Consider the following 21,618-nt stretch of genomic DNA (forward strand, 5'->3'; position numbering starts at 1 on the left):
GTCTGAAGGCTGATCACCGCAGCCGCCACCGGTACCGCTCCAGACACCTTCACTGATGATCAGGGCGGCGCGCCCTTTCGCAGGGACGACCAGGCCGCGGGGTCTGGCGTAACGCTTTTTGCCTGCGAGATGCATCACTGGGCAATCGTCGGGGCGGCGCGGCTTTTCTGTTACGAGAACGCGAGTTCGGAGGCCTCCATTTCGTGGGGTGCCTTCCCGCCGCTCACCATGACGTGCGGGCGTGGGAGGTTCCCGACTTCCCCTGTTGACGCATCTCCTGAAGAAAGCCCCTCCCATGACGCGACACACCCACGAACCCCGGGCGGCCGGTCCGCAGGAACGGCGCCACGTCCTGCACCGCACCCACCCCGCGGCGGATCAGGCCGTACCGGCCGACGCGCACACGATCACGGCACCCAGGGTGACCCGCGACCCCCGAGGAGAATCATGAAGGGCCTGCACCGGCTCCGCCGGCGCCGCCGGACATTGACGATAGGACTGTCGGCCGCGGCGCTGGTGGCCGGCGTCGTGACGCTCCTGCCCAGCTCCGCCGGAGCCGCGAACCTGGGTACGCAGGCGGCCCCCTCGGGCAGGTACTTCGGCACCGCCGTGGCCGCCGGCAGGCTCGGCGACTCGCGGTATGCCGCGATCTCGGACCGGGAGTTCAACATGATCACCCCGGAGAACGAGATGAAGTGGGACGCCATCGAACCGTCCCGCGGCAATTTCAACTTCGGCCCCGCCGACCGGATCGTCAATCACGCCATGGCACACGGCCAGCGCCTGCGCGGCCACACCACGGTCTGGCACTCGCAGCTCCCGTCCTGGGTCAGCTCCATCGGCGACGCGAACACGCTGCGCAGCGTGATGAACAACCACATCACCACCGCAATGACCCACTACAAGGGCAAGTTCTATGCCTGGGACGTGGTCAACGAGGCGTTCGCCGACGGCTCCTCCCAGCACCGCAGCTCGGTGTTCCAGAACGTGCTGGGCAACGGCTTCATCGAGGAAGCGTTCCGTACCGCCCGGGCGGCCGACTCCTCGGCCAAGCTCTGCTACAACGACTACAACATCGAGAACTGGTCGGACGCCAAGACCCAGGGCGTCTACAGCATGGTCAGGGACTTCAAGTCCCGTGGTGTGCCGATCGACTGCGTCGGGTTCCAGAGCCACTTCGGCGCCGGCGGCCCGCCGTCCAGCTTCCAGACCACGTTGTCCAGCTTCGCCGCCCTGGGTGTCGACGTCCAGATCACCGAGCTGGACATCGCCCAGGCGTCGCCCACCCACTACGCCAACACGGTCAAGGCCTGCCTGAACGTGGCCCGGTGCACCGGCATCACGGTATGGGGCATCCGGGACAGCGACTCCTGGCGCAGCGGCGACAGCCCCCTGCTGTTCGACAACAACGGCAACCCCAAGGCCGCCTACACCGCCGTCGTGAACGCGCTCAAGGCCGCCTCCGGTACCACGACCGGTGGGACCGGTACCGGGGCGATCAAGGGCGTCCCCTCCGGTCGCTGTATCGACATCAACGGCTCCACCACCGCCAACGGCACCCAGGCGCAGCTGTGGGACTGCAACGGGCAGACGAACCAGCGCTGGACCTACACCTCCAGCAAGCAGCTGGTGATCTACGGCAAGAAGTGCCTGGACGCCAGGGCCAACGGAACCAGCAACGGCACCGCGGTGGTCATCGAGGACTGCAACGGCGGCGCCGGCCAGCAGTGGAACATCAACACCGACGGCACGATCGCCGGCGTCCGGTCCGGGTTGTGCCTCGACGCCGTCGGCGCGGCCACCGCCAAGGGCACCAAGATCCAGCTGTACTCCTGCTGGTCCGGCGCCAACCAGAAGTGGACCGGCCCGTCCGGCGCGTCGACCCCGACAACGCCCCCGCCGGCGGGCGGCCCGTGTGCCCTTCCGTCGACGTACCGCTGGACGTCGACGGGTGCGCTGGCGCAGCCGGCGAACGGGTGGGCCGCGGTGAAGGACTTCACCAGCGTGGTGCACAACGGCAAGCACCTGGTCTACGCGTCGAACGCGTCGGGATCGTCGTACGGCTCGATGATGTTCAGCCCCTTCACGAACTGGTCGGACATGGCGTCGGCCGGCCAGACCGGGATGAGCCAGGCCACGGTGGCGCCCACGCTGTTCTACTTCGCGCCCAAGAACATCTGGGTGATGGCGTACCAGTGGGGTTCGTGGCCCTTCATCTACCGCACGTCGAGCGACCCCACCAACCCCAACGGCTGGTCCGCGCCGCAGCCGCTGTTCACCGGTAGCATCCCCGGCTCCCCCACCGGCCCGATCGACCAGACCCTGATCGCTGACGGCCAGAACATGTACCTGTTCTTCGCCGGTGACAACGGCAAGATCTACCGGGCGAGCATGCCGATCGGGAACTTCCCGGGCAACTTCGGCTCGTCGTACACGACGGTCATGAGCGACTCGGCGGACAACCTGTTCGAGGCGCCGCAGGTCTACAAGGTGCAGGGCCAGAACCAGTACCTCATGATCGTCGAGGCGAGGGGTGCGAACGGGCGTTACTTCCGCTCGTTCACGGCCTCCAGCCTGAACGGTTCGTGGACCCCGCAGGCCGCCGGCGAGAGCAACCCCTTCGCGGGCAAGGCCAACAGCGGTGCGACCTGGACCAACGACATCAGCCACGGTGACCTGGTCCGCAACAACCCCGACCAGACCATGACCATCGACCCCTGCAACCTGCAGTTCCTCTACCAGGGCAAGTCCCCCACCGCGGGCGGCCCCTACGACCAACTGCCGTACCGGCCGGGTGTCCTCACCCTGCAGCGCTGACCTGACCGATCCACGGTGATCGTGATGCGTAGCGGCCTGTCGGCGCCGAGACGAGCGGTTTCCGGCACGGGCAACTCCGCCTGCTGACCGGTACTCACCACCTCGAGGAACCCCAGCCGTGCGTCGGCTGGGGTTCCCCTCTTCTGGCCTCCCGACGTGCTCCACCGCCATGATCTGTATTGCGCGCCACCCGGAAGCCCGCCGGGGGCGAGAGCTCCCGGGAAGGGAAAGCGGTGCGAAACGGTGTGGAAGTGGCTGAGGACCGCTGCGAGGATCCTCCCCATGCCACACTCCACCGCAGAAGAGCTTCTCACCAACGTCAGCGGCCTGGCCCCTGAGCTCGCACTACAGCTTGCCGGCCACATCGACGAATGCAGACGGCTACTGGGTTCGGGCGTCGACATGGACACGGTCCAACAGCACCTGAAAGACCAGGACGTCCCCATCATCCACGCCATCCTGATCACCACGAGACTCCTGGGAGAGCACCCGAGCGAACTGCGCGCGGCACGAGAGATCGTGGAGTGCAGCCCGGCTCGAACGTTGAAGACCCCTTGAACACCGAGCTGTCGGGCCGCAGGCCTGCAAGTCACCCGACGCAGCCGTGTCGGGTGCTGCTGAGCCAGTGAGTCCTGTCGCGCACGACGCCTGACCGTCTGCTGCCCGCCTGGATGCGCGGGTGCCGAGCCGGGTTCCTCCACGAAGCCCGGCCCCGAATCACGCGCTCTCGCGGGCGCCCTGGAGTTCAGGCCGATGAGCAGAACCAGTGCCGCCTCGCAGCCGCCTTCTGACCAGGCCCCCAGGCGGATCATTCAGCCACCGCCTGGAGCAGCGTCTCGCATCGACATCTGGAAGGACACCGGACTGGTTGGCACCGACGCGGATCGGTGTCGAGTCCTGATCGATTGCCTTGCGCAGGTCCCCGACGGTCGAGCCCTATGCGACGGCTCCGGCCGCGGGTCCAGGGTGTCCCGTTCGTAGGAGTGTCGGCCCACGTGGCGTGCCAGACGTGCTCCGCCGGCTTCGCTTCGTGCCTTCGGGACGGGCCTTCAGCCCCTCGCTGCCACGGCCGTGCCCCGGTCCGGTGGCCCGCTCCGGTTACCGTCTCGGTCCCGCGACGGCGTAGGCCGTGGTGCCGGCGACCGTGAGGACCAGGGCCGTCCAGGTGCCCGCTGCCGTGCCGGGTGGCAGCAGTATCCAGGTCGCCACCTGCATCGGCGTACTCGTCGGGGGCGGGGCGAAGAACGAGAACGCTAGCCAGGCGAACGGCAGCGTCCATGCGTACTGGCCGCCCAAGAGCGCCGCGCCCAGGGCGACCAGTCCCATCAGGCCCGCGCTGTCCCGGACGACGAACGCGGTGGTGGCCATGTCCTTGCCCATTGTCTGCACTGTCAGCAGCACCGTGCCGACGACCGCGCCGCAGAGCAGCACGTGTGCCGCTCTGCGGGGTACCCAGCGGATCGCGGCCGTCCGGTCCAGCGCGAGGTCCTGCCCGCTGAGCCCGATCGAGGCTGCCATCGCCCCCGTAGCGAGGACGAGCACGGGCAGCCGCGGATCACCGGGCCCTGCGCTGCCGTCCCGGGCGAGTGCCCACACCGTCACCGCGCTGATCACCACCGCGGCGAGTGACGCGGGTACCTGACGCGAGCGCGCGTACAGCGTCAGCCATCTCACCGGGATGCACCGCCGTTCAGCGTGTCGAACGCGTCGCCCTTGCAGGAGAGCGCGGCGGCGCGCATCGCATTGATCCGCGAGAGCTGCTCGGCCCGCGGCAGAGCCTTGAGGTCCGTCCACACCGGGCCGGCCTTGGCGTCGACCTCGCGGCGCAAACTCGCTGCCCCTGTGCGGGGCAGCGACCTGAGGTCCCCGAGGACCCAGCCCACCGCGACGGTCTGCGCGATGTCATCATTCCCGAAGCTGCTCCAGCCGACGGGGGCGCACCCTGGCACCATGCCTCTGGCGATCAGGGCCCAGGTCAGCTCCTCGCCCTCCGCGGCGGCGATGATGGCGTCGTCGAAGTCGAAGAGCACGGTCTCGCGGGACCACTGCGGCGTGGAGCCGTCCGGCAGGACGGCGGTGTTCTCCCGGACCGAGACCGGCGCCTGGCCGCCCAGAGCGTCGTGCAGCAGGCGCAGCGCCTCCCTGCCGGGACCGGCGAGGTCGGCGAGCCGTGCCTGGTGCGCCGTCGTCACGCACACCGGGCCGTCGCACACCAACTCCGCGGCGGCCTCGTCGACCACGTACGTCCGGCGCGGGTCGGAGGGGAGGACGAGCAGGGCGATCACCGCGCCCGCCAGGACGGGCGTCAGGGCGATCAGCCGGGCCCGCGGGGTCGCGGCGGCCAGCAGTGCGAAGCCGGTCGCGGCCATGCCGAGCAGCCAGATCGTCTGCCCGAGGTGCACGGAGGCGGAGAGGGTGAGGAGCACCTCGCGCACTTGCGCCACCGCCGGTGACAGCAGCGAGACCCGGTTCGCCACCGAGGTTGTCGCCGCCGCCGATTCCGTCGACAGCCGCAGGAGGCTGGTGAACACGAAGGCGCCCATGGCCAGCCCGGGTGGTGTGAGCGCGGACGGCAGGGCGCGCCCTGCGCCCATGCCCAGCACGGCTCCCGCGACGAGGGAGAGTGCCCCCACCAGCGAGATCGGCAGCCATCCGAGGTGCGCGTACTCGGTGTTGGGGAGCACCTGCACCGCGCATACGAGGACGAGCAGCGCAAAGGCCGAGGCCAGGGTGATCGCCGTCGTGCCCGCCAGCGTGGCGGCGCGGTGCCAGGCGGGACGCGCTGTGGTCGTCAGCAGCTCGGAGATCTTCGAGCGGTGGTCGCGCAGGCCCTGCAGCGCCCCGAGCCCTACGGCGAGCGGCCACAGGTAGTCCAGCAGGGCGCGGGTCCACAGGGCCATCGAGGTCCACTGGGCCGTCCACGCCGTGGTGCCCCTCCACCACGCGGCGTTCACCAGGTACAGGAACGCCAGCGCGCTCGTCAGGACCACGGCGCCGGCCCAAGGGGCGATGGAGCGCTTCAGCTCGATGCGCAGGACACGGACGTTCACCAGGTTCCCCTTGTCTGTTCGGGGGTCAGGAGCAGCGCCGAGTAGCCGCGCTCCAGGGGGCTATCGCCCACGTGCTCGGGGCCGCCCGCCGCGGCCAGCGCGTCCGGGGTGCCCTGGAAGACCAGCTTGCCCTCGGCGAAGAGCACCACGTCGGTGCAGGCGGCGGCGACGTCCTCCACCAGATGGGTGGAGACCACCACGCACGTGTCCGTGCCGAGCTGCTGAAGCAGCTCGCGGAAGCGCAACCGCTGCGCCGGGTCCAGGCCGACGGTCGGTTCGTCCAGCAGCAGGATCGTCGGGTCGTTGACGATGGCCTGGGCGATGCCGACCCTCCGCACCATGCCGCCCGACAGGGCCTTCATCTTCTCGTCGGCGCGGTCTGCCAGACCCACCCGCTCCACGGCGCGTTGCACCGCCCCGGGGATGTCCGCCTTGGGCACCTCCTTCAGCCACGCCATGTACTCGACGAACTCGCGCACCGTGAAACGCTTGTAGTAGCCGAACTCCTGTGGCAGGTAGCCGATCCGGCGGCGCAGCGCACGGTGCTCGCCCATGCCGCCCGCGGACTCGCCGAGCAGCTCCAGGGTGCCCTCGGTGGGGCGCAGTACGGTGGCCAGTGTCCGGATGAGGGTGGTCTTGCCCGCCCCGTTGGGGCCGAGGAGTCCGTGTACGCCGATGCCGAGCTTCAGGTCGAGCCCGTCGACGGCCATCCGGTTCCTGCCGACTCTGACCTTCAGCCCGATGGCCTGGATCTCCCAGGCGTAGGCCGTCGGTGCGATGTCGGCCGCGCTCACCGCGGTCATCATGTGGTGTTCCTTACGTTGTTGTTGGGTTGATTGCGGTCACTCGCAGGATCGGGAGACCCAGGGATGCCGGTGTGGCCGTGGTGTTTCAGCCACTCATTGGGTTGCGCGCGACAAGATCGCCAGGTAAGGACACACTGGCGAGGCCGATGGTCAGCGATGGGCGCCCAGCACGGAGTACGAGCCCCTGCGGGCGATCACGACGCCGATGCCGAGCGTGAGGACCAGCCCCCACACGGGCAGACCGCCCGTCTGCAGGGCGAAGGTCGTACGGCTGGCGGCCAGGGTCGGCGCCACGACTACGGCGGCCCACACCGCCACCAGCGCAAGGGCCGCACGGGTCACGCCGACGACGCCGCCGAGCGCCAGGGTCGTCGAGGTGAAGGCAAGACAGGGCAGCAGCCACTGCGCGGCCGTCATCCCCGTCACCCAGCCGGCCACCAGCAGCGCGGGGACGACCACGGCGAGCACGGAGGCAGTGCGCCGCAGCACCAGATACAGCCCGGCCCTGGACGCCGAGGCCGTCAGCTCGTACGCCGGGTCGAGCCCGCGCGACCACGACGCCGCGACGCCGAGCACGGGCAGGACCGGGGAGAGCAGAAGTACCAGTGACACCTCGCTGGATCCGGTGCCGACCAGGTCGAGCAGGAGCGCGAGCAGTGTCACGCTCACGACCATGGCCAGCCACGGCACCATCACCGGGGTCATCCACGCGGACAGCCACGCCGACCAGCGCCGCCGGCGCGGCATCGTGGCGGTGGCGGCCAACTGGGGGCCGAGGCCGGACCACACCGTGTCGACCAGTGCCGCCACGGCGGGCGCCTGCGCCGTAACGGCGGCCGACAGCCGGTCACGGCACACCTGGCACGCCTCCAGGTGGGTCTCCAGGGCCCATACCTCGTCGGCGGCAATGTCCGTGTCGCCGCGTGCGTAACCGTCGATGATCCGCATCGACGCGTGTTCCACGCTCATACCAGCGCCCTCCGCATCGCGATCCTGGCCCGGCGGGCACGGGTCTTGACCGTGCCCTCGGGCAGCCTGAGCAGGACAGCGGTCTCCCTGACGGACAGTCCGTCCAGCACCATGGCCTGCAGTACCTGTCTGAGCTCCGGCGCGAGGCGCCGCAGGGCGTCGCCGACGTCACCGCCGACGGTCGCCGCGAGCGCCTCCTCCTCGGCGGCGGGCGCCACGGGCTGCGGGGCGGCCGCGGGCGGCGGCTCCGCGTGGTGGGCTCTGCGCCGGAACGCGTCGACGAGGCGCCGCGCCGCGATCGTCCACAGCCAGCCGACGGCCGTCCCGCCCACCGACGCCCCCGCGAACGCGCCCGCCGCGCGCCACACCGCCAGATACGTCTCCTGCATGACCTCGGCGACGATCTGCTCGTCCGCGCAGCGGCGGCGCAACCGCACCGCCATCCACGGCGACGTACGCCGGTACAACTCCTCGAACGCGGCACGGTCGCCCTTGGCCACCAGCCGGACGAGACGCTCCTCGTCCAACTCGTGCAGCGCTGCTCTGACTGTTCTCACACCTCCTAGACGCCCGAGCGGGGCCGCAGGTTTTCTCCCCAACGTGATCCCCGCCACATGTGGGAAAACCCGTGGGTTCCACTCACCTGAAGCTTCGCCGCTGTGCAGCGGTAGCTTCGCTGGTCTGGACGGTCTCGCTGAATAGGGCGGGGGGAAGACCTCGGAATACCGGATCGACTCGCCTTCGCAGTGGCCGGACAACACGATGACCAGGGCCCGGTCGCTGCCGTGCTCGAAGATGCCGTCGCTGGTGATCCAGCGGCTCCAGCCGCCGGCCTCGCCCAGGGCTCGGGCCGTCTGCCGGGCCCGGACAAGCCAAGGTTGGCGGGGTCAGCATGCCGTTCCCGGTCGAACCGGTGAAAGTCCCGGACCGTGGTGAACAGCGGCAGCTGCACCCAGCTCGTGATCACACGAGGCGGATCGGGAACCGGTGGTCGTTCGCCTCAACCCATGCGGGGCCGGGGCAGTACAACCGCTCAGGCTTGATCCGCGGCACGCAGGGCCCGCGCGAGCCACTCCAGTTCCTCGGACGCGTCCGGAGACGAATACTGTCCGCGCACGCGTGCGACAAGCCTGCGGTAGCGCTCCGCCCCTGCCTCGATCCCGGCCTCCAGGCACAACAGCACTGCGGCCCGATCGGCATCGCCGAACAGCTCGGCCAGCACTTCGGCCGCTGCCGGTCCCTCAGGAGCGATCCCGCGTTCTCTCACCTTCGCGACGGTCTGCACGACCTGCCTGGCCCACCAGATGGACGCCCCGGGGGCACGACCCTGCCCGGGGACCGGGGTGCTCAGCTCCAGCATGGTGCGCATCCGGGTGCGGAAGCCGGGGTCCCGCACCAGCTCGGCCAGTTCGATCCAGGCGTCGACCTGCTGGGGTGTGGGGTCGTCGGGCAGTTCGACGCTGAAGGTGCGCATGCGGTCACGCAGGCGCGGGTCGACGTCGAGACCGCCGAACACCTCCTCCTTGAACTCGTCGACGATTTGCTTGCGTTCGGTGGCGGAAAGCCGTGCCAACCGGTTCATCAGTGCTGTCTCCTCAGTTGTCGAACCACGTTTCGATACGGTGGACAGGACGGCCCGGCTCACCTTCAGGGAGCGGATCTGCGCGTCGAGCGCGGCCACGTGCGCGTCGGCGACCTCGGCGACCGTGGTGCGGCCGCTCAGGACGCGGCCCACGTCGTCGAGGCCGAGGCCCAGCTCCCGCAGGGTGCGGACCAGCTCGACGCGGGCCACGGACTCGGCGTCGTACAGCCGGTAGCCGCTCGCGGAGCGGGCCACGGGCGGCACCACTCCCTCGTCCGACCAGAAGCGCAGGGTGCGCACCGGAAGTCCGGTGCGGTGTGCGAGCTGGCCGATGGTGAGCACCTCGGGGCGTTCGTCTTCCATGGGCAAGACCCTGGACCCTCCAGCCGCTGGAGACTCAAGCGCCCGGGTGCGCGAGCCGGTGGATCTTGACGTCGAGTGGCTTTCCACCGCTTGCCGTGGCGGTCATGCAGGTCCACATGAGCTCGTGAGGACCCGGCACACGACGGGGTTCGGCAAAGGCGCATCGGTCCTGGCAACACCACCTGCCGTGGATGCGCACCCCCCAAGAGAATCGCCTGCACGCCTGCGCAGCGCAGGGAAGGCAGGAGACATGCCGGGAACCTCTCCTGTCTGTGCGACATCCCGTGAGTTGTCCAGAGCTCTGCTGAGTTCCCTCACCACCGCCAGCGCCGACAGCATGCGCCTCCTCGACTTCGACCAGGCCGCCGATTGGCCGGATGGGACGAGAATGCTTCAGGAATTCCGTCTTGTGGGTCCGGGTGGCGGTGTAGCCGGTGACGATCACGGGGTCGCGCATTGTCCAGGCCGAACGACAGGATCCGCCACCTGGACCGGATCGCAACCGGCCGTCGGGCAGCTTCCGCAGCCAGCCGCGATCGACGAGCCTGACCAGCTTCCCGCGCAGCGGTTCCAGCTTGGCCCGGGCGCTGACGTCGATGCCCAGGGCGTCGCCGACCTGCCTATAGAAAAGTCCGAGCGGCTCGTTGTCAGTGCGCCCAAGGCAGACGAACCGTCTCGATTTCACAGTCGTTCATCAACGCGTCGATGAGGGCTGGGGTCCCGGCGATCTTGGTGGCCCACAGGTCGTAGTCAGTACACAGGACCCACGAGCGGTCATCGGCCCAGAGGTTGGACGGACTGAAGTCGGCCTCGGACTGGTCGTACAGGATCTCGGCGTCGCCGAGTCGACCCGCACGCACGTGGAGGTTGTCGAAGTCGATGGCTCCGAGCATCAGCGGGTTGTAGTAGGCCAGACAGCGGGTGTTCGGGCCCGCGGGACTGTACTGGGTGAGGATGGCGATCAGCCGGTTCCAGGTCTCACGGTCCAGGCTTCCCTCGGTCGGCGGGACCATGCCCAGCGGCCAGCTGCCCTGCTTCTTGGCCGAGGGAAAGCAACGGTAGGAGGGCATCAGCCCGTCGGCCACGACCTGGTCACCGGTCCGCCGGGCAAGCTCGGCCCAGCGCAGCCGTCGCCAGCCGGGCCCCGGGTGCTCGGCGCGGCCCAGCCCTCCTCCCGTGGCGACGCCCACGGCGTCGAGGTCGATGCCCGCGAACACGTGGGGCTGGACGCTCCCGTCCGCCAGCCGCGCCTGGTGGTACTCGTGGTACGACACATCGGCCGGTCCTTGCTCGTGCTCGTACATGGCGTTGAGCACCCACACCGCGTCGGGCATCGCCGGAGGCATGAACCCGGTGATGCCGTCGCCGCACAGCTCGAGCAGCCAATCGGTGGCCCCAGATGGCACGAGCGGCCACAGGCTTGACATCAGGCTCGACTCCTCGGACATCCGCTCATGGTCCCAGGCGCGAACCGCCCTCCCACGAGGGGCACCGGCATTACGCCGCCCGAACCCCGCCGCCCGAGCACGTTTCCGCGTACCTGGCCAGGATGGCGAGGCGTGCCCGCCGAGAACCACCGGGGCCTGGTCCGCAAGAGGGTCGGGGTCCTTTACGACCAGACGGAGGACCGGCGCCGGCGGATCGCCGAGCAGTCGATCCGCAAGGAGGCGGCAGCGCAAGAACCACCCGGCGGACATGATCAACATCGCGCTGGAGAAGGTGGTGGAGGAACAACACACCAGACCAGCCACCCGCCCGCACAGCAACGGCCATCCCTCCCAGCGTCAACGGGTTGTCCGATCCGCGCGGTCGGGGGCGAAGAGGGTGATCTCGGTGCCGTGACAGACGATCAGCTCACCCCCAGTGGTGGTCGCCACGGCCCTGATGGGGTTGGGAAAGCACAACTCCGGCCCGACCTGCCGGCCGGTGGTCAGGTCCCAGGCGCGGATGGTGCAGTCGTCTCCTCCGGTGATGACGACCGGTCGGCTGGTGAGAGTGGTGACCGATACGGTTCGTATCGCAGCGGTGTGACCAATCAGAGGTTGGCCGAGAGCCTCGCCGGTGGTCAGGTCCCAGACGCGCCCTGTCGCGTCCTCGCCGGCGACGGCAGCCACGGGACGGCCCTCGACGGTCGCCGTCGCCACCGCATTGACCCAGCTCTCATGGTGCCCGAGCGGTAGGCGTTGCCCGGTTGCGAGGTCCACTGCACGTAGCTCGCCGAAGCCGCCGCAATGGCATACCGGATGAGACATCGTCGTGGCCCACGCGCTCACCCCCGTCACCGCAGGGCAACCATGATGGTGCCCCGTCTCCACAGCGGCGGGCAACGATACATGTCGTGATCTTCCAGGGGCCCCTGGTCCACCGGTCGGAACCTGACACCAGCGACTACGGCCGTGCGTCAGGGCAGGCCAACACGCCTCCATGCCGGACACCGCCACGGCCGGGTATCAGGCACAGATGTGTTTGCGCCCCGAGGATGCGTGAGGCGCGCGCCCTGCGGACGAGTGACGCAAAACACCCACTGGCTGCTGCGGAGCCAGCCACGGCATAGCCTGGCCCCAGCTACTCGGTGTACTGGGAAGCGGCTCCCGAACGACCGGCTGAGGCACATGGGTTAAGCTGCTCGGCCTTGCCCACCGAGCAGTCGGCGACCGTTCTGAAGCAACCGGAGACAGTCGCCAGGCTCATCTCACCGTGCGTGGAAGAATGCGCAATCCGGCGGACGGTGCGTTGTCTGACATCTGGGTTCCCCGGTGGACCCGCTCGGAATGGGGAGGCACACCGTTGTCCCCGGTCAGCACTGTGGTGACCATGATGCTCGACGGACACCCCGTCGCCGTCACCGCCGGCAAGGACACCCCGTGCGTGTGGGACCTGACCGACGGCAGCTGCTCCGGTGGGATATCGGCCGGTGCGGTCGAGGACATGGCGATCGTCCCGTTCGGAAATCGTCCGGCCGTCGCCGTCCTCGGCCACGATTCGCGCGGGGTAGGACTGTGGGACCTGGCCGCTGGACACCATGTGTCGGACCTGCCTGCCGAGGCAACCCAAGCCATGGCCCTAGGCATGATCGATGCCTGCCCCGTCGTCGTCACCGGGCACGAGGACTGCACGGTACGGGTGTGGGACCTGACGACCTGCCGGCAGATCGGTCCCGCCCTCGTCGGTCACACGACCGGGGTGGCCCACGTGGCCACTGCAATGGTCGACGGCCGTGCCGTCGCCATCACCGGCGGTGGCATGGACCTCGACCACGGGTGGGACGAGAAAATACGAATCTGGGACCTCACGGAAGGCAGGCAGCTCACATCATTCCCCACCGCAGACGGCCCGGTCTCGGCGATGGCCATGACGGCACTCGGCGGCCGTCCCGTCGTAATGGCCGGCTACTGGGACGGGCGGTTGCAACTGTGGGACGTGACTACGGGACAGGGTCTCAGGGTATGGCAGGCCGAAAGCCTCACCGACCTCCTCTACCGGCCTGCCGGAGTCAGTGCGCTGCAGGCCATGGTGCTGCGTGGCCGCCCCGTCGTGCTGGCCGGCCACGACGACGGCACCCTGCGGATCTGGGACGTGGCAACCGACAAACAGACCGGACCGACGCTCCAACTCCCCACCACTGAGGGTGCCTCCGCACGCCGGCGGTCACTTGGGGCAGAGCGTCGTCGCGTGAGGCTGGCCATCGGTCCGCAAGGCGGCTTGGTCGCCTGCGCCGACCAAGAGGTGGCGTTGTTGTGCTACGGCGGGACGGCGCAGGGGCTGTGACAGCGCCTGACCGGTCGTCGCCGTTGCCTCTCGTGGCGCCGAGACCCCCTCGGCCGTACTGACGCCCTGGCCTGACCAGACCGGCGGCCCGCTCCGAAACGGACCGCCGAGACGCCGCGCCGACAGGGGTTTTCCAGCGCCGTCCGCACGGGTTCGGTCCAGCGAGTGGGAGTGTTCGACGAACAAACGGCGTTCTGGCTCTGTTCGTGAGAATGAGCAGCGGTTCGGCGGCAGCGGATCCGTATCAGGTGGCGCGGATGTTCCCGTGATTCGAGAGCAGCCGGATACGGCCCAAGTAGCCGGCCAGCATCAACGAAACCCCGCAGCACACGTCGAGTGAGACAACCCGGACTCTCATGGGCGTATGGCTCCGCTCGCGGCAGCATCAGCCTGCGCGACTTCGACAGCGCCGGACGCCTGGAGCCGCAGCACTGCCACCTCGGGGCCGAACGCGACCACGAGACCACCATGCGGTGCGGCTGTCAGCGCGTGCACGGGCAGAGGGAGCAGATAGTCGGTGGTGGCCCTGCGCCCTGTGGCCAGGTCGAGGAACCGCACGGTGTTGTCATGGCTGATGGCCGCCACGAGTTGCCCGTCGTCGGTCCTGGTGACGGCCATCGCCCCGCTCGCACCTGATTCGGTGAGTTCGTGGCTGCCGACCTGGGCCATGGAGCTGAGGTTCCACAGGCAGACCGTTCCGTCCCGCCCGTTCGTCATCGCGGCAGGACCGCTGGACAGCGTCGCGGTGGCCACAGAGGTCACCCAGTCGGTGTGGCCGGTCAATGGCTCGTCGACCTGGCGGCCGGTGGTGAGGTCCCACAGCCGCACCGACTTGTCCCAGCCGCCCGTCACCGCGACGGGCCGTCCGTCCAGAACAGTGGTGGCAACGGCTGTGACACGGCTGGAGTGACCGGTGAGAGGTGCGCACAACGCCTTGCCGGTGTTGAGATCCCAGACCCCCACGGTCCGGTCGCTGCCCGCGGTGACTGCTACGGGCGCTCCGTCCAGGGTCGCCGTGGCCATGGCGAGGACTCTGCCGTGGTTGCTGGGCGTTGCCGGGTGCACCTCTCGGCCGGTGACGAGATCGAGAACGTGCAAGGTCGCGTCGGGGCCGGCGGTCACGACGACCGGGCGCCCGTCCACGTCCGCTGTCGACATGACGGCTGCCTCGGTTCGCAGGGCATCGGTGACCTGCCGACCGGTGATCACATCCCACGTCCGTATGGTCTTGTCGGAGCCTGCGGTGATGACCACGGGTCGACCGTCGAGAATCGTCGTGGCGAGGGCGGCGACGGCGCCGGTATGTCCGGAGCGGTGCCGGCCGCTACCGTGGGCCTGGGTGAGATCCCACATGCGCACCGTGCGGTCATCGCCAGCGGTCAGGGCCACCGGACGTCCCTCCACGACGGTGGTGTCGAGGTCCCACACCTGGCCGGTGTGCCCGGTAAGGGGCTCGCCCTGCTGCTCCCGGGTCTCCAGATCCCACACCCGCACGGTCCGGTCGAGGCCGACGGTCAACGCCAGCGTTCCTCGCCCGGCGGTCACAGTGTCCATGGCGCACACCCGATCCGTGTGGCCGGTGAGCGGCCGGCCCGAGGGCCACCCTTCCACCGCGTCCAACACCGTGACCGTGCCGTCCTTTTCGGCGGCGAGCGAGACCATTCGCTCCTGCAGTACCAGGGGCCGGGAAGTGGCCCGAGGGCCGACTCCTACCGCGTTCCCGGCACTGATCCGACCACCTCTGCGGCCCGCGATCAGGTCCCACAGGTCGGTTCGCCCGCCTGGGTCGGGGGCCAGGGCCAGCAGTCCGTCCCCGGCAGGGACACTCCCAAGGGCCCGGACGCCGTCGATGCTGCGTTGAGGACTCGTCGTCAGGTCCCAGGCATGCAGTGCCTGATCGGCTCCCGCACAGAGCACGACCCGGCTCGCGCCCAGGACCGCGGTCTGACGTCTTCGGACGGACGCCCCCTTGTCGCGGTAGTCGGCGGTCCAGTTCCCGACAAGTTCCGGTTCGGCCTGATAGTCGAGCGTGACGGCGACCACTCGGCCGTTGACCGCCGTCAGAGCTGACACGCCTGACAAGCGCTCCGCCTCAGAGAACTCGAGCTCTGCCAGCTCGGCGCCTTGGATCATGTGACCGGTGACGAGGTCCCACGTGCGCGCCACCTCGCCTTCCTCAGCAACCACAGCGATAGGACGCTGCCCTTCGACCAGGACGGCATCCACGACTGTCAGACGCTCGGCGACTTGACGGTCGGCCACCAGATCCCACACCTGGACCGGTTGGTCCACAGCGGCGGTGACGGCGACGAGGCGCCCGTCCAGCACACCTATGTCCGTGACCCAGGGAAACGCGCTGATCTGGGCCCCGGTGAGCAGATCCCACACCTGCAACGTCCGGTCCTTCCCCATGGTCAAAGCCACACGGCGTCCGGCCGGGGTCGCGCACTCCACCATGTCGACGAGTTCGCCCGCCGAACGGCCCGTCTCCAGATCCCACACCCCCACCGGCCCATCAGCGTGCAGTGTGAACGCCACGGCACGGTCGTCCACTAGAGCCGTGGCCACGGCCAGCAGCTCGGCCGTCATCGACGACACCGGGTCGGTACGGCCCGTCATCAGCTCGTGCCGCAGGTTCCCGGTCGTCAAGTCCCATACGCGCACTGCCCCGTCCTTGCTTCCCGCAACGACGACCGGCCGACCGTCGACAACCGCCGTCGACACGGCCGTCACAGGAGCACCGTGACCTGTGAACATGCGCAGGAACCGAGGGTCGGAAGCAGAGCCGCTCGCCCACTGCGGACCCCACTCCGGACCGGGCTGCCCCGGCACATCCGCGCTCCCCAACCATGCAGCCAGCTCCGCGTCACCCAACCGGGCAGCCTCCAGCATCAGCACCTGGCGTCGCTGAACCGGCACCAGCGTCCGGTGCACTTCCGCCGAAGCCAGGTACACCGCTGCTACAGCCCGGCTCCGAGAGTCGTCTTCGTGGCCCAACAGCTCGATGACACGGGCCGGTTCCGTCGTGAGAAGCAGACTGGGATTCGACAGCAAGGAATGCACGTCGCGCGGGTCCTTCACTGGTCTTTCGCTCATGGACCCGAGGCTACGATCCGGCACTGACATCGGGACCGCAGTGTGGATGGTGAGCCAGCAGTCTCCGCGCCAGGCGCCAGCCCTGCAGTCGGCAAGACCCTTTCGGAGCGCATCGGCAATGTCCGATGGTCTTGGCCCTACCATCCTGCAATTGATGATCCAACGGATGGACCACGTGGGCGTGGCCCGGCTGGCTGCCCCGTACGCACGGTTAACAACTCGACTCAACCGCGCCTGGAGCGAGTGGGGCTCGCACTGGCCGGCGGGCCGGAGCTCGGCTGGCTGCCCAGATGGGATTCGGCGCGGGACGAATGACCTTGGCACGCAGGGATATGGCACTGCCTGATGCGCAGTTCAGTACTCCACGTGTGCTGGGCGTGGACGACTTCGGGCCGCTACTCGGTCCCGGGCCGGGCACTGGGCCGTTACACGAGGAACAGCAGCACCGCCTGGACGACGCTGGCCTGCTCGGCTTCTCCCGCACGGTCTTGGACCATCGCGGCGGTGCTCGTACGGTCCGGCGAGCAGCTCCTGGCAGGCAGGGCCCTGGCCCGGTCCAGATCAGCGGCGGGCAGGATGGTGAGAACCGGATGTCCGTCCAAACATCTCTCTCGGTCTCGTCCCTTCTTGGGGGAAGATTTATACCGTTTCTTGACAGTTTAGCGTGAATTGGAGTACTGTCAACGTGCCATGAAAGAGAAGCGCGCGTACGAGAGTCCGCTGCGTGCCGGGCAGCTTGAGCAGACCCGGCAGCTGATCCTCGCCGCGCTCACCGAGGCCATCGCCGACGAGAGCGTCCAGGAGCTGACCATCCCGCTCGTGGCGGAGCGCGCAGGCGTCGCCGTCCGCACCGTCTACCGGCACTTCCCGACCAGGGAGGCGCTCTTCGCGGCCTGGAGCGGGTGGGCCCAGGAGAATCTGCACGTGCTCATGCAGTCCTACCCGGACACCTTGGACGGGCTGCGCCGCGTGGCGCCGGAGCTCTACCGCTCGTACGACGAGCACGCGCCACTGATCCTCGCCATGCTGAACTCCAAGGCAGCCCGGCCGCTGCGGGAGCAGGGCCGCAGGCACCGGTTCCACTCGGTGGAGGCGGCGCTGGCCGAGCTCACGGCGGAGGCCGACCCGGTAGCCCGCCGCCGCGCGGTCGCCGTGGTGTACCTGCTGGTGAGCGCCCCGGCCTGGCAAGCCATGCGGCTGCAGGCGGGGCTCGACGGGGCGGAGGCAGGCACGGCCGCCGCCTGGGCGGTGCGGGTGCTCACAGACGAGCTGCGGCGAGACCCGGACGGCCCGCTACGCCACCCGGGCAGATGACCGGCGAGGAGGAGAGCCATGAGCATCGCCACGGAACGCACTTTCGCTCCACCGGGGCCGGGTACCTGGTTCCTGGACCCGACCCACTTCACCCGCCCGGTGACCAGGTTCCACGCCGAGATCTTCATCGAGGAGATGCACCGCGGCTTCGGAGAGAGCCTCCGCCGGTACGGGTCGCTGCTCGAACGGCTGGACTGGGCCTTCGTCAACGGTTTCTGCTACTACCATCCCCAGCCGCTGGGAGCCCCGCCGGACGCCACGGACCACCCGCCGAGAGAGGTCTGGGAACGCCTTGCCGCCGATCATCCCGAGATCCGCACCAGGCTCGCGACCAGTGCGACCGTCTTCGAGCACAAGCTGTGGCGCGAGGACCTGCGCCGCTGGGACGAGGAGGTCAGACCCGGGCTACAGCGCGAGCGGCGCGAACTACAGCAGGTCGAGCCCGGTCTCCTCGATACCGGCAGTCTGCTCGCGTACCTCGACCGGTGCCGGGAGCACCAGCGCCGAGCCGGCTACATGCACCACCTGTTCAACATGCCGGCACTGCTGCCGATGGGCGATCTGCTCGCACACTGTCAGGAGTGGACCGGGCGCACCGCCGGCGAGATCCTGGCCCCGCTGGCCGGATCGAGCCCCGACCCGCTGGCGGACCGGGAGGAGCTGGCCGAGCTGGCCGCCGCCGTAGCAGCGGACCCCCGGGCGAGCGAGCTGCTCGCCTCCCCGGCGCGACCCCAGGAGCTGCTGGCGGCGCTGGGGGCCGTCGCGGGACGTACGAGTACCGCCCTCGCCGAGTACCTGGAGACGGCGGGCTGGCGCCCCGTCAATGGCGAGGACGTGGGCGATCCCTGCGTGGCGGAGTTGCCCGCCGTCGTGCTCGCGGCCATTCGCTCGGCGGTCTCCTCCTTGACGAGCCCCCAGGCGGACGCCCGCGCCGACCAGCGCGCCGACGCGGCGGCCGACCTTCGCGACGCCGTACCCGCGCCGCACCGCTCCCGCTTCGACGAGCTGCTCGCCGAGGCGCGGTTGGTCTCCCGGCTGCGCGACGAGCGCGGGTCGTGCGCGGACCTGCCGGCCATCGGCCTCACCCGGCGCGCCATCCTGGCGGCCGGCCGACGGCTCACCGAGCAGGGCCGGATCCACGCACCCGCCCACCTGGCCGAGGCGGGCTACGCCGAGCTGCGCGCCCTGGTCCGTACGGGCTCCGGGCCCGACGCCGCAGAACTCGCCGCCCGGGCGCACTACCGCGACCACGCCCGGTACGCGGACGCGCCGCCGATGCTGGGTCCACCGCCGGGCGACCCGCTGCCGCCCGCTTGGCTGCCGCCCGGCGCGGCACGTCTGGAACGCGCCCTCGCAGCCATCGTCCTTGCCATGTTCACCAACCCGGCAGCCCGGACCGAGGAGCGGACCGTGCACGGGCTCGGCGCGAGCCCGGGCGTGTACGAGGGCACGGCACGGGTGATCAGCGGCGTGCCCGAGTTCGACCGCATCCAGCCCGGCGACGTCCTGGTCACCGACGCGACCACCACGGCCTTCAACATCGTCCTGCCACTGCTCGGCGCGATCGTCACCGATCGCGGCGGGGCGCTCTCCCACGCCGCCATCGTCGCCCGGGAGTTCGCCATCCCCGGCGTCGTCGGATGCACGGATGCCACGGCGGTGATACCCGACGGCGCCTGGGTGCGGGTCGACGGCCGGGCCGGAGAGGCGGCGGTGGTCCGATGACGGGTCCGCTGTCGCCGAGCACATGGTCCGCCCCCGTGCCGCTCCGCCTGGCCACCGACAAGAGCCGGTACGGCGGCAAGTCCTCGCAGCTCGCGGCCGCCGCCCGGGCGGGTCTACCGGTACCGGAAGGAATCGCCCTGGAATGGCTGTTTGTCGACGCCGTCGCAGCAGGCGACGACGAGGCGCTCGCCGCCCTGCAGCTGTCGACCGCCGACTTGCAGGACGGCGGGCTGGCCGTGCGCTCATCCGCGCTGGGCGAGGACTCGGCCGCGGCTAGCTTCGCCGGACAGCACCTCACCTGCCTCAACGTACGGGGTCCGGACGGGCTGACCGAGGCGGTCCGAATGGTGAGAGATTCGGCGCACTCGGCCGCCGCGTTCGCCTACCGTGAGCGGCTCGGGCTGCCCGGCCGGCCCAGAGTGGCAGTGGTGGTACAGGAGTTGGTGGTACCCGAGTGCGCCGGAGTCCTGTTCTCCCGAGACCCCCTCGACGGCTCCGACGTCCTGGTGATCGAGGCGAGTTGGGGCCTGGGCGAAGCCGTGGTCAGCGGCCTGGTCGTACCGGATCACTACCGGGTCCGCCGCGACGGCCGGGTGATCGAGCGCACGGCGGGCATGAAGGACCTGGCCGTGGAGCCCGCGCTGGCCGGCGGAACGAGCCAGGTCCCGGTCCCCGCCGACCGAATCCACCGACTCTGCCTCGACGAGACACGGTTGGAGAGCCTGCGGGAACTCACCGCCCACTGCGAGCAGGTCTTCGGCGGGACGCAGGACCTGGAGTGGGCCTTCGTCGCCGACCGTCTCCTTCTGCTCCAGCGCCGGCCGATGACCGGGGCCGTGCCCCCGCACTGACCCCTGCGGAGCCGCCACCTCAGCTCGGGACGATCATGGACTGCTGTGGTGGTTGGGGCTACTGACGGGGCGCTGAGAGTCGGCCGTCGAAGGTGATCAGGATCAGGACCCCTGTTCGACGTACACGTTCCAAGATCGGTTGAGATACGGCTTCTCAGGACCGTTGGTGTTCGAGGATCCGGGTTTCGAGTTCGGCGATCGGTTTGTCGGCGAACCGGACGTCGTCGCGGGCTGCGGCCAGATTGCCGATCAGCGACTTGTTCTCCGCGGCCGTCGGACCCGCCTCTTCAAGGTGCCGTTGTCAGTAGTGATCCGGACGGTGTCTTCCTCGGTCCACTGCGTCTGCAGGTCCTTTATCTGGCCAAGGAAGTCGCCGATCTGTTCGCGCTGGGCGAGGATCTCGGCGTTTGCGGCCTCGAGGGCATCCTCGGCGTTGAGCGCGCGCTCGCTCCAGGATGCCTCCATAGCGGCCTGCTCGTCCCTGCGGTCTTGGAAGCGGCGGTCGGCGGCCCGGCTCATCGCCCCGCTGACCAGGGTCTTGGCGTCGGCGTGTTCGTAGAGGAAGGTGCGGGAGACGGCCGCCTGGCGAGCGACGGCGGCCATGGTGATCGGTGTTCTGGTCCCGGCCAGCCGTTGGAGGGTGTCCTTGATCCGCTGCAGGGCCGCGTCTGTTTTGCGCTGCCGGGCGGCGAGCGCTTCGGCGGTGCGGGCCGACGGAACTCTGGGGGCGCTCAGTCCTTCGGCCACGTGTCCTCCAGGTCGTCGTGGTCGTCGTGGGCGAGGGCGGCCAGGCCGGTGGCTCGGAAGGCGAGGGACCACATGCGCTGGAAGTAGTCCTGCGGCGGCCTGCGCAGGTTTATGGCCAGGGCTTCGTCCAGCAGACCGAGGCCGGACAGGGCCTTCTCCAGGCCCCCGATGGCGCGGGCGGTCGGCTCGAAGACCTGGTGGAGGTAGTCCGCGGTCGCGTCGTCCGGGGCGCGCTCGGCCAGCGACCGCCACTGCTCGGCCTTGCGCCGCTGGTAGAGGAGGCCCAGCAGGGCGTCAGTCAGTGGCAGAGCCACGACCACCGGAACCCGCGTACGAGTATCAATGTCAGTGGCCGTGTAATGGCCGACCGGCAGGCTGACTAGGCCGAACGACAAATTTCCGGCCCAACGTTGGTGAGCCGACCAGGTTCACTGACCCCGCCTGTGGTTCCTCCGGCAGCCCGGCACCCTGTACCCCCATATGAGCGCTCGGTTAGGCTTACCTTGCCTGGCTGCAGGTTCGTGTTCCAG

The 21,618-nt window shown here is 69.6% G+C and carries 19 protein-coding genes; 7 read left to right on the forward strand and 12 right to left on the reverse strand.

The window, feature by feature from the left end; genetic code table 11:
* Positions 1 to 295: 295 nt before the first annotated feature.
* From AB0D48_RS30970 to AB0D48_RS30980, 3 genes are all read left to right on the forward strand, one after another.
* Positions 296 to 451 carry a hypothetical protein gene (locus AB0D48_RS30970; RefSeq protein WP_362404337.1) on the forward strand — a complete coding sequence of 52 codons (156 nt, stop codon included), beginning with the start codon at positions 296 to 298 and terminating at the stop codon, positions 449 to 451.
* Positions 448 to 2,817: a non-reducing end alpha-L-arabinofuranosidase family hydrolase gene (locus AB0D48_RS30975; RefSeq protein ID WP_362404340.1), complete on the forward strand. Its 2,370-nt coding sequence runs from the start codon at positions 448 to 450 to the stop codon at positions 2,815 to 2,817. Before AB0D48_RS30970 ends, AB0D48_RS30975 begins: the two co-directional genes overlap by 4 nt.
* Before the next feature lie 282 nt (positions 2,818 to 3,099).
* Complete coding sequence (locus AB0D48_RS30980; RefSeq protein ID WP_362404343.1) at positions 3,100 to 3,375, forward strand: hypothetical protein; 276 nt, start codon at positions 3,100 to 3,102, stop codon at positions 3,373 to 3,375.
* 540 nt (positions 3,376 to 3,915) lie between these two features.
* On the opposite strand, the gene AB0D48_RS30985 is transcribed toward AB0D48_RS30980, so the two are convergent.
* From AB0D48_RS30985 to AB0D48_RS31020, 8 genes are all read right to left on the reverse strand, one after another.
* Positions 3,916 to 4,491, reverse strand: a complete 576-nt coding sequence (locus AB0D48_RS30985; protein WP_362404346.1) for a hypothetical protein — start codon at positions 4,489 to 4,491, stop codon at positions 3,916 to 3,918.
* Positions 4,488 to 5,867 (reverse strand): hypothetical protein, encoded by a 1,380-nt coding sequence (locus tag AB0D48_RS30990; RefSeq protein ID WP_362404349.1) that lies wholly within the window; start codon positions 5,865 to 5,867, stop codon positions 4,488 to 4,490. Before AB0D48_RS30990 ends, AB0D48_RS30985 begins: the two co-directional genes overlap by 4 nt.
* Entirely contained in the window at positions 5,864 to 6,673 is an 810-nt protein-coding gene (locus AB0D48_RS30995; protein ID WP_362404353.1) for an ABC transporter ATP-binding protein, read from the reverse strand. Before AB0D48_RS30995 ends, AB0D48_RS30990 begins: the two co-directional genes overlap by 4 nt.
* 150 nt (positions 6,674 to 6,823) lie before the next feature.
* Positions 6,824 to 7,642 carry a zf-HC2 domain-containing protein gene (locus AB0D48_RS31000; protein ID WP_362404356.1) on the reverse strand — a complete coding sequence of 273 codons (819 nt, stop codon included), beginning with the start codon at positions 7,640 to 7,642 and terminating at the stop codon, positions 6,824 to 6,826.
* Positions 7,639 to 8,199 (reverse strand): RNA polymerase sigma factor, encoded by a 561-nt coding sequence (locus AB0D48_RS31005; RefSeq protein WP_362404359.1) that lies wholly within the window; start codon positions 8,197 to 8,199, stop codon positions 7,639 to 7,641. The genes AB0D48_RS31000 and AB0D48_RS31005 overlap by 4 nt, the downstream gene beginning before the upstream one ends.
* 476 nt (positions 8,200 to 8,675) lie before the next feature.
* Complete coding sequence (locus AB0D48_RS31010; protein WP_362404362.1) at positions 8,676 to 9,587, reverse strand: MerR family transcriptional regulator; 912 nt, start codon at positions 9,585 to 9,587, stop codon at positions 8,676 to 8,678.
* A 647-nt stretch (positions 9,588 to 10,234) separates the two neighbouring features.
* Positions 10,235 to 11,014: a hypothetical protein gene (locus AB0D48_RS31015; RefSeq protein WP_362404365.1), complete on the reverse strand. Its 780-nt coding sequence runs from the start codon at positions 11,012 to 11,014 to the stop codon at positions 10,235 to 10,237.
* A 357-nt stretch (positions 11,015 to 11,371) separates the two neighbouring features.
* Positions 11,372 to 11,860: a hypothetical protein gene (locus tag AB0D48_RS31020; RefSeq protein ID WP_362404367.1), complete on the reverse strand. Its 489-nt coding sequence runs from the start codon at positions 11,858 to 11,860 to the stop codon at positions 11,372 to 11,374.
* A 541-nt stretch (positions 11,861 to 12,401) separates the two neighbouring features.
* Between AB0D48_RS31020 and AB0D48_RS31025 the strand changes: the two genes are divergently transcribed.
* Complete coding sequence (locus AB0D48_RS31025) at positions 12,402 to 13,355, forward strand: hypothetical protein (RefSeq protein WP_362404369.1); 954 nt, start codon at positions 12,402 to 12,404, stop codon at positions 13,353 to 13,355.
* Between the two features lie 354 nt (positions 13,356 to 13,709).
* On the opposite strand, the gene AB0D48_RS31030 is transcribed toward AB0D48_RS31025, so the two are convergent.
* Both AB0D48_RS31030 and AB0D48_RS31035 read right to left on the reverse strand, forming a co-directional pair.
* Entirely contained in the window at positions 13,710 to 16,436 is a 2,727-nt protein-coding gene (locus AB0D48_RS31030) for a WD40 repeat domain-containing protein (protein ID WP_362404371.1), read from the reverse strand.
* A gap of 440 nt (positions 16,437 to 16,876) precedes the next feature.
* On the reverse strand, positions 16,877 to 17,053 hold the full coding sequence (locus AB0D48_RS31035) for a hypothetical protein (protein ID WP_362404374.1): 177 nt from the start codon (positions 17,051 to 17,053) through the stop codon (positions 16,877 to 16,879).
* 88 nt (positions 17,054 to 17,141) lie between these two features.
* On the opposite strand from AB0D48_RS31035, the gene AB0D48_RS31040 reads away from it, so the two are divergent.
* Genes AB0D48_RS31040 through AB0D48_RS31050 form a run of 3 tightly spaced genes read left to right on the forward strand, consistent with a single transcriptional unit; the run spans position 17,142 to position 20,341 of the window.
* The gene (locus AB0D48_RS31040) at positions 17,142 to 17,765 is read left to right on the forward strand and encodes a helix-turn-helix domain-containing protein (RefSeq protein ID WP_362404377.1); all 624 of its coding nucleotides are present in this window, start codon (positions 17,142 to 17,144) and stop codon (positions 17,763 to 17,765) included.
* A gap of 18 nt (positions 17,766 to 17,783) precedes the next feature.
* On the forward strand, positions 17,784 to 19,490 hold the full coding sequence (locus AB0D48_RS31045; protein ID WP_362404380.1) for a PEP-utilizing enzyme: 1,707 nt from the start codon (positions 17,784 to 17,786) through the stop codon (positions 19,488 to 19,490).
* Between the two features lie 35 nt (positions 19,491 to 19,525).
* Entirely contained in the window at positions 19,526 to 20,341 is an 816-nt protein-coding gene (locus AB0D48_RS31050) for a PEP/pyruvate-binding domain-containing protein (protein WP_362404382.1), read from the forward strand.
* Between the two features lie 249 nt (positions 20,342 to 20,590).
* Here the strand turns inward: AB0D48_RS31050 and AB0D48_RS31055 are convergent, their stop codons facing one another.
* Complete coding sequence (locus tag AB0D48_RS31055; protein ID WP_362404385.1) at positions 20,591 to 21,088, reverse strand: DUF6262 family protein; 498 nt, start codon at positions 21,086 to 21,088, stop codon at positions 20,591 to 20,593.
* The gene (locus tag AB0D48_RS31060) at positions 21,073 to 21,402 is read right to left on the reverse strand and encodes a hypothetical protein (RefSeq protein WP_362404388.1); all 330 of its coding nucleotides are present in this window, start codon (positions 21,400 to 21,402) and stop codon (positions 21,073 to 21,075) included. Before AB0D48_RS31060 ends, AB0D48_RS31055 begins: the two co-directional genes overlap by 16 nt.
* Positions 21,403 to 21,618 lie beyond the last annotated feature (216 nt).

The sequence above is a fragment of the Streptomyces sp. NPDC048269 genome (assembly GCF_040652395.1).
GTDB lineage: Bacteria > Actinomycetota > Actinomycetes > Streptomycetales > Streptomycetaceae > Streptomyces.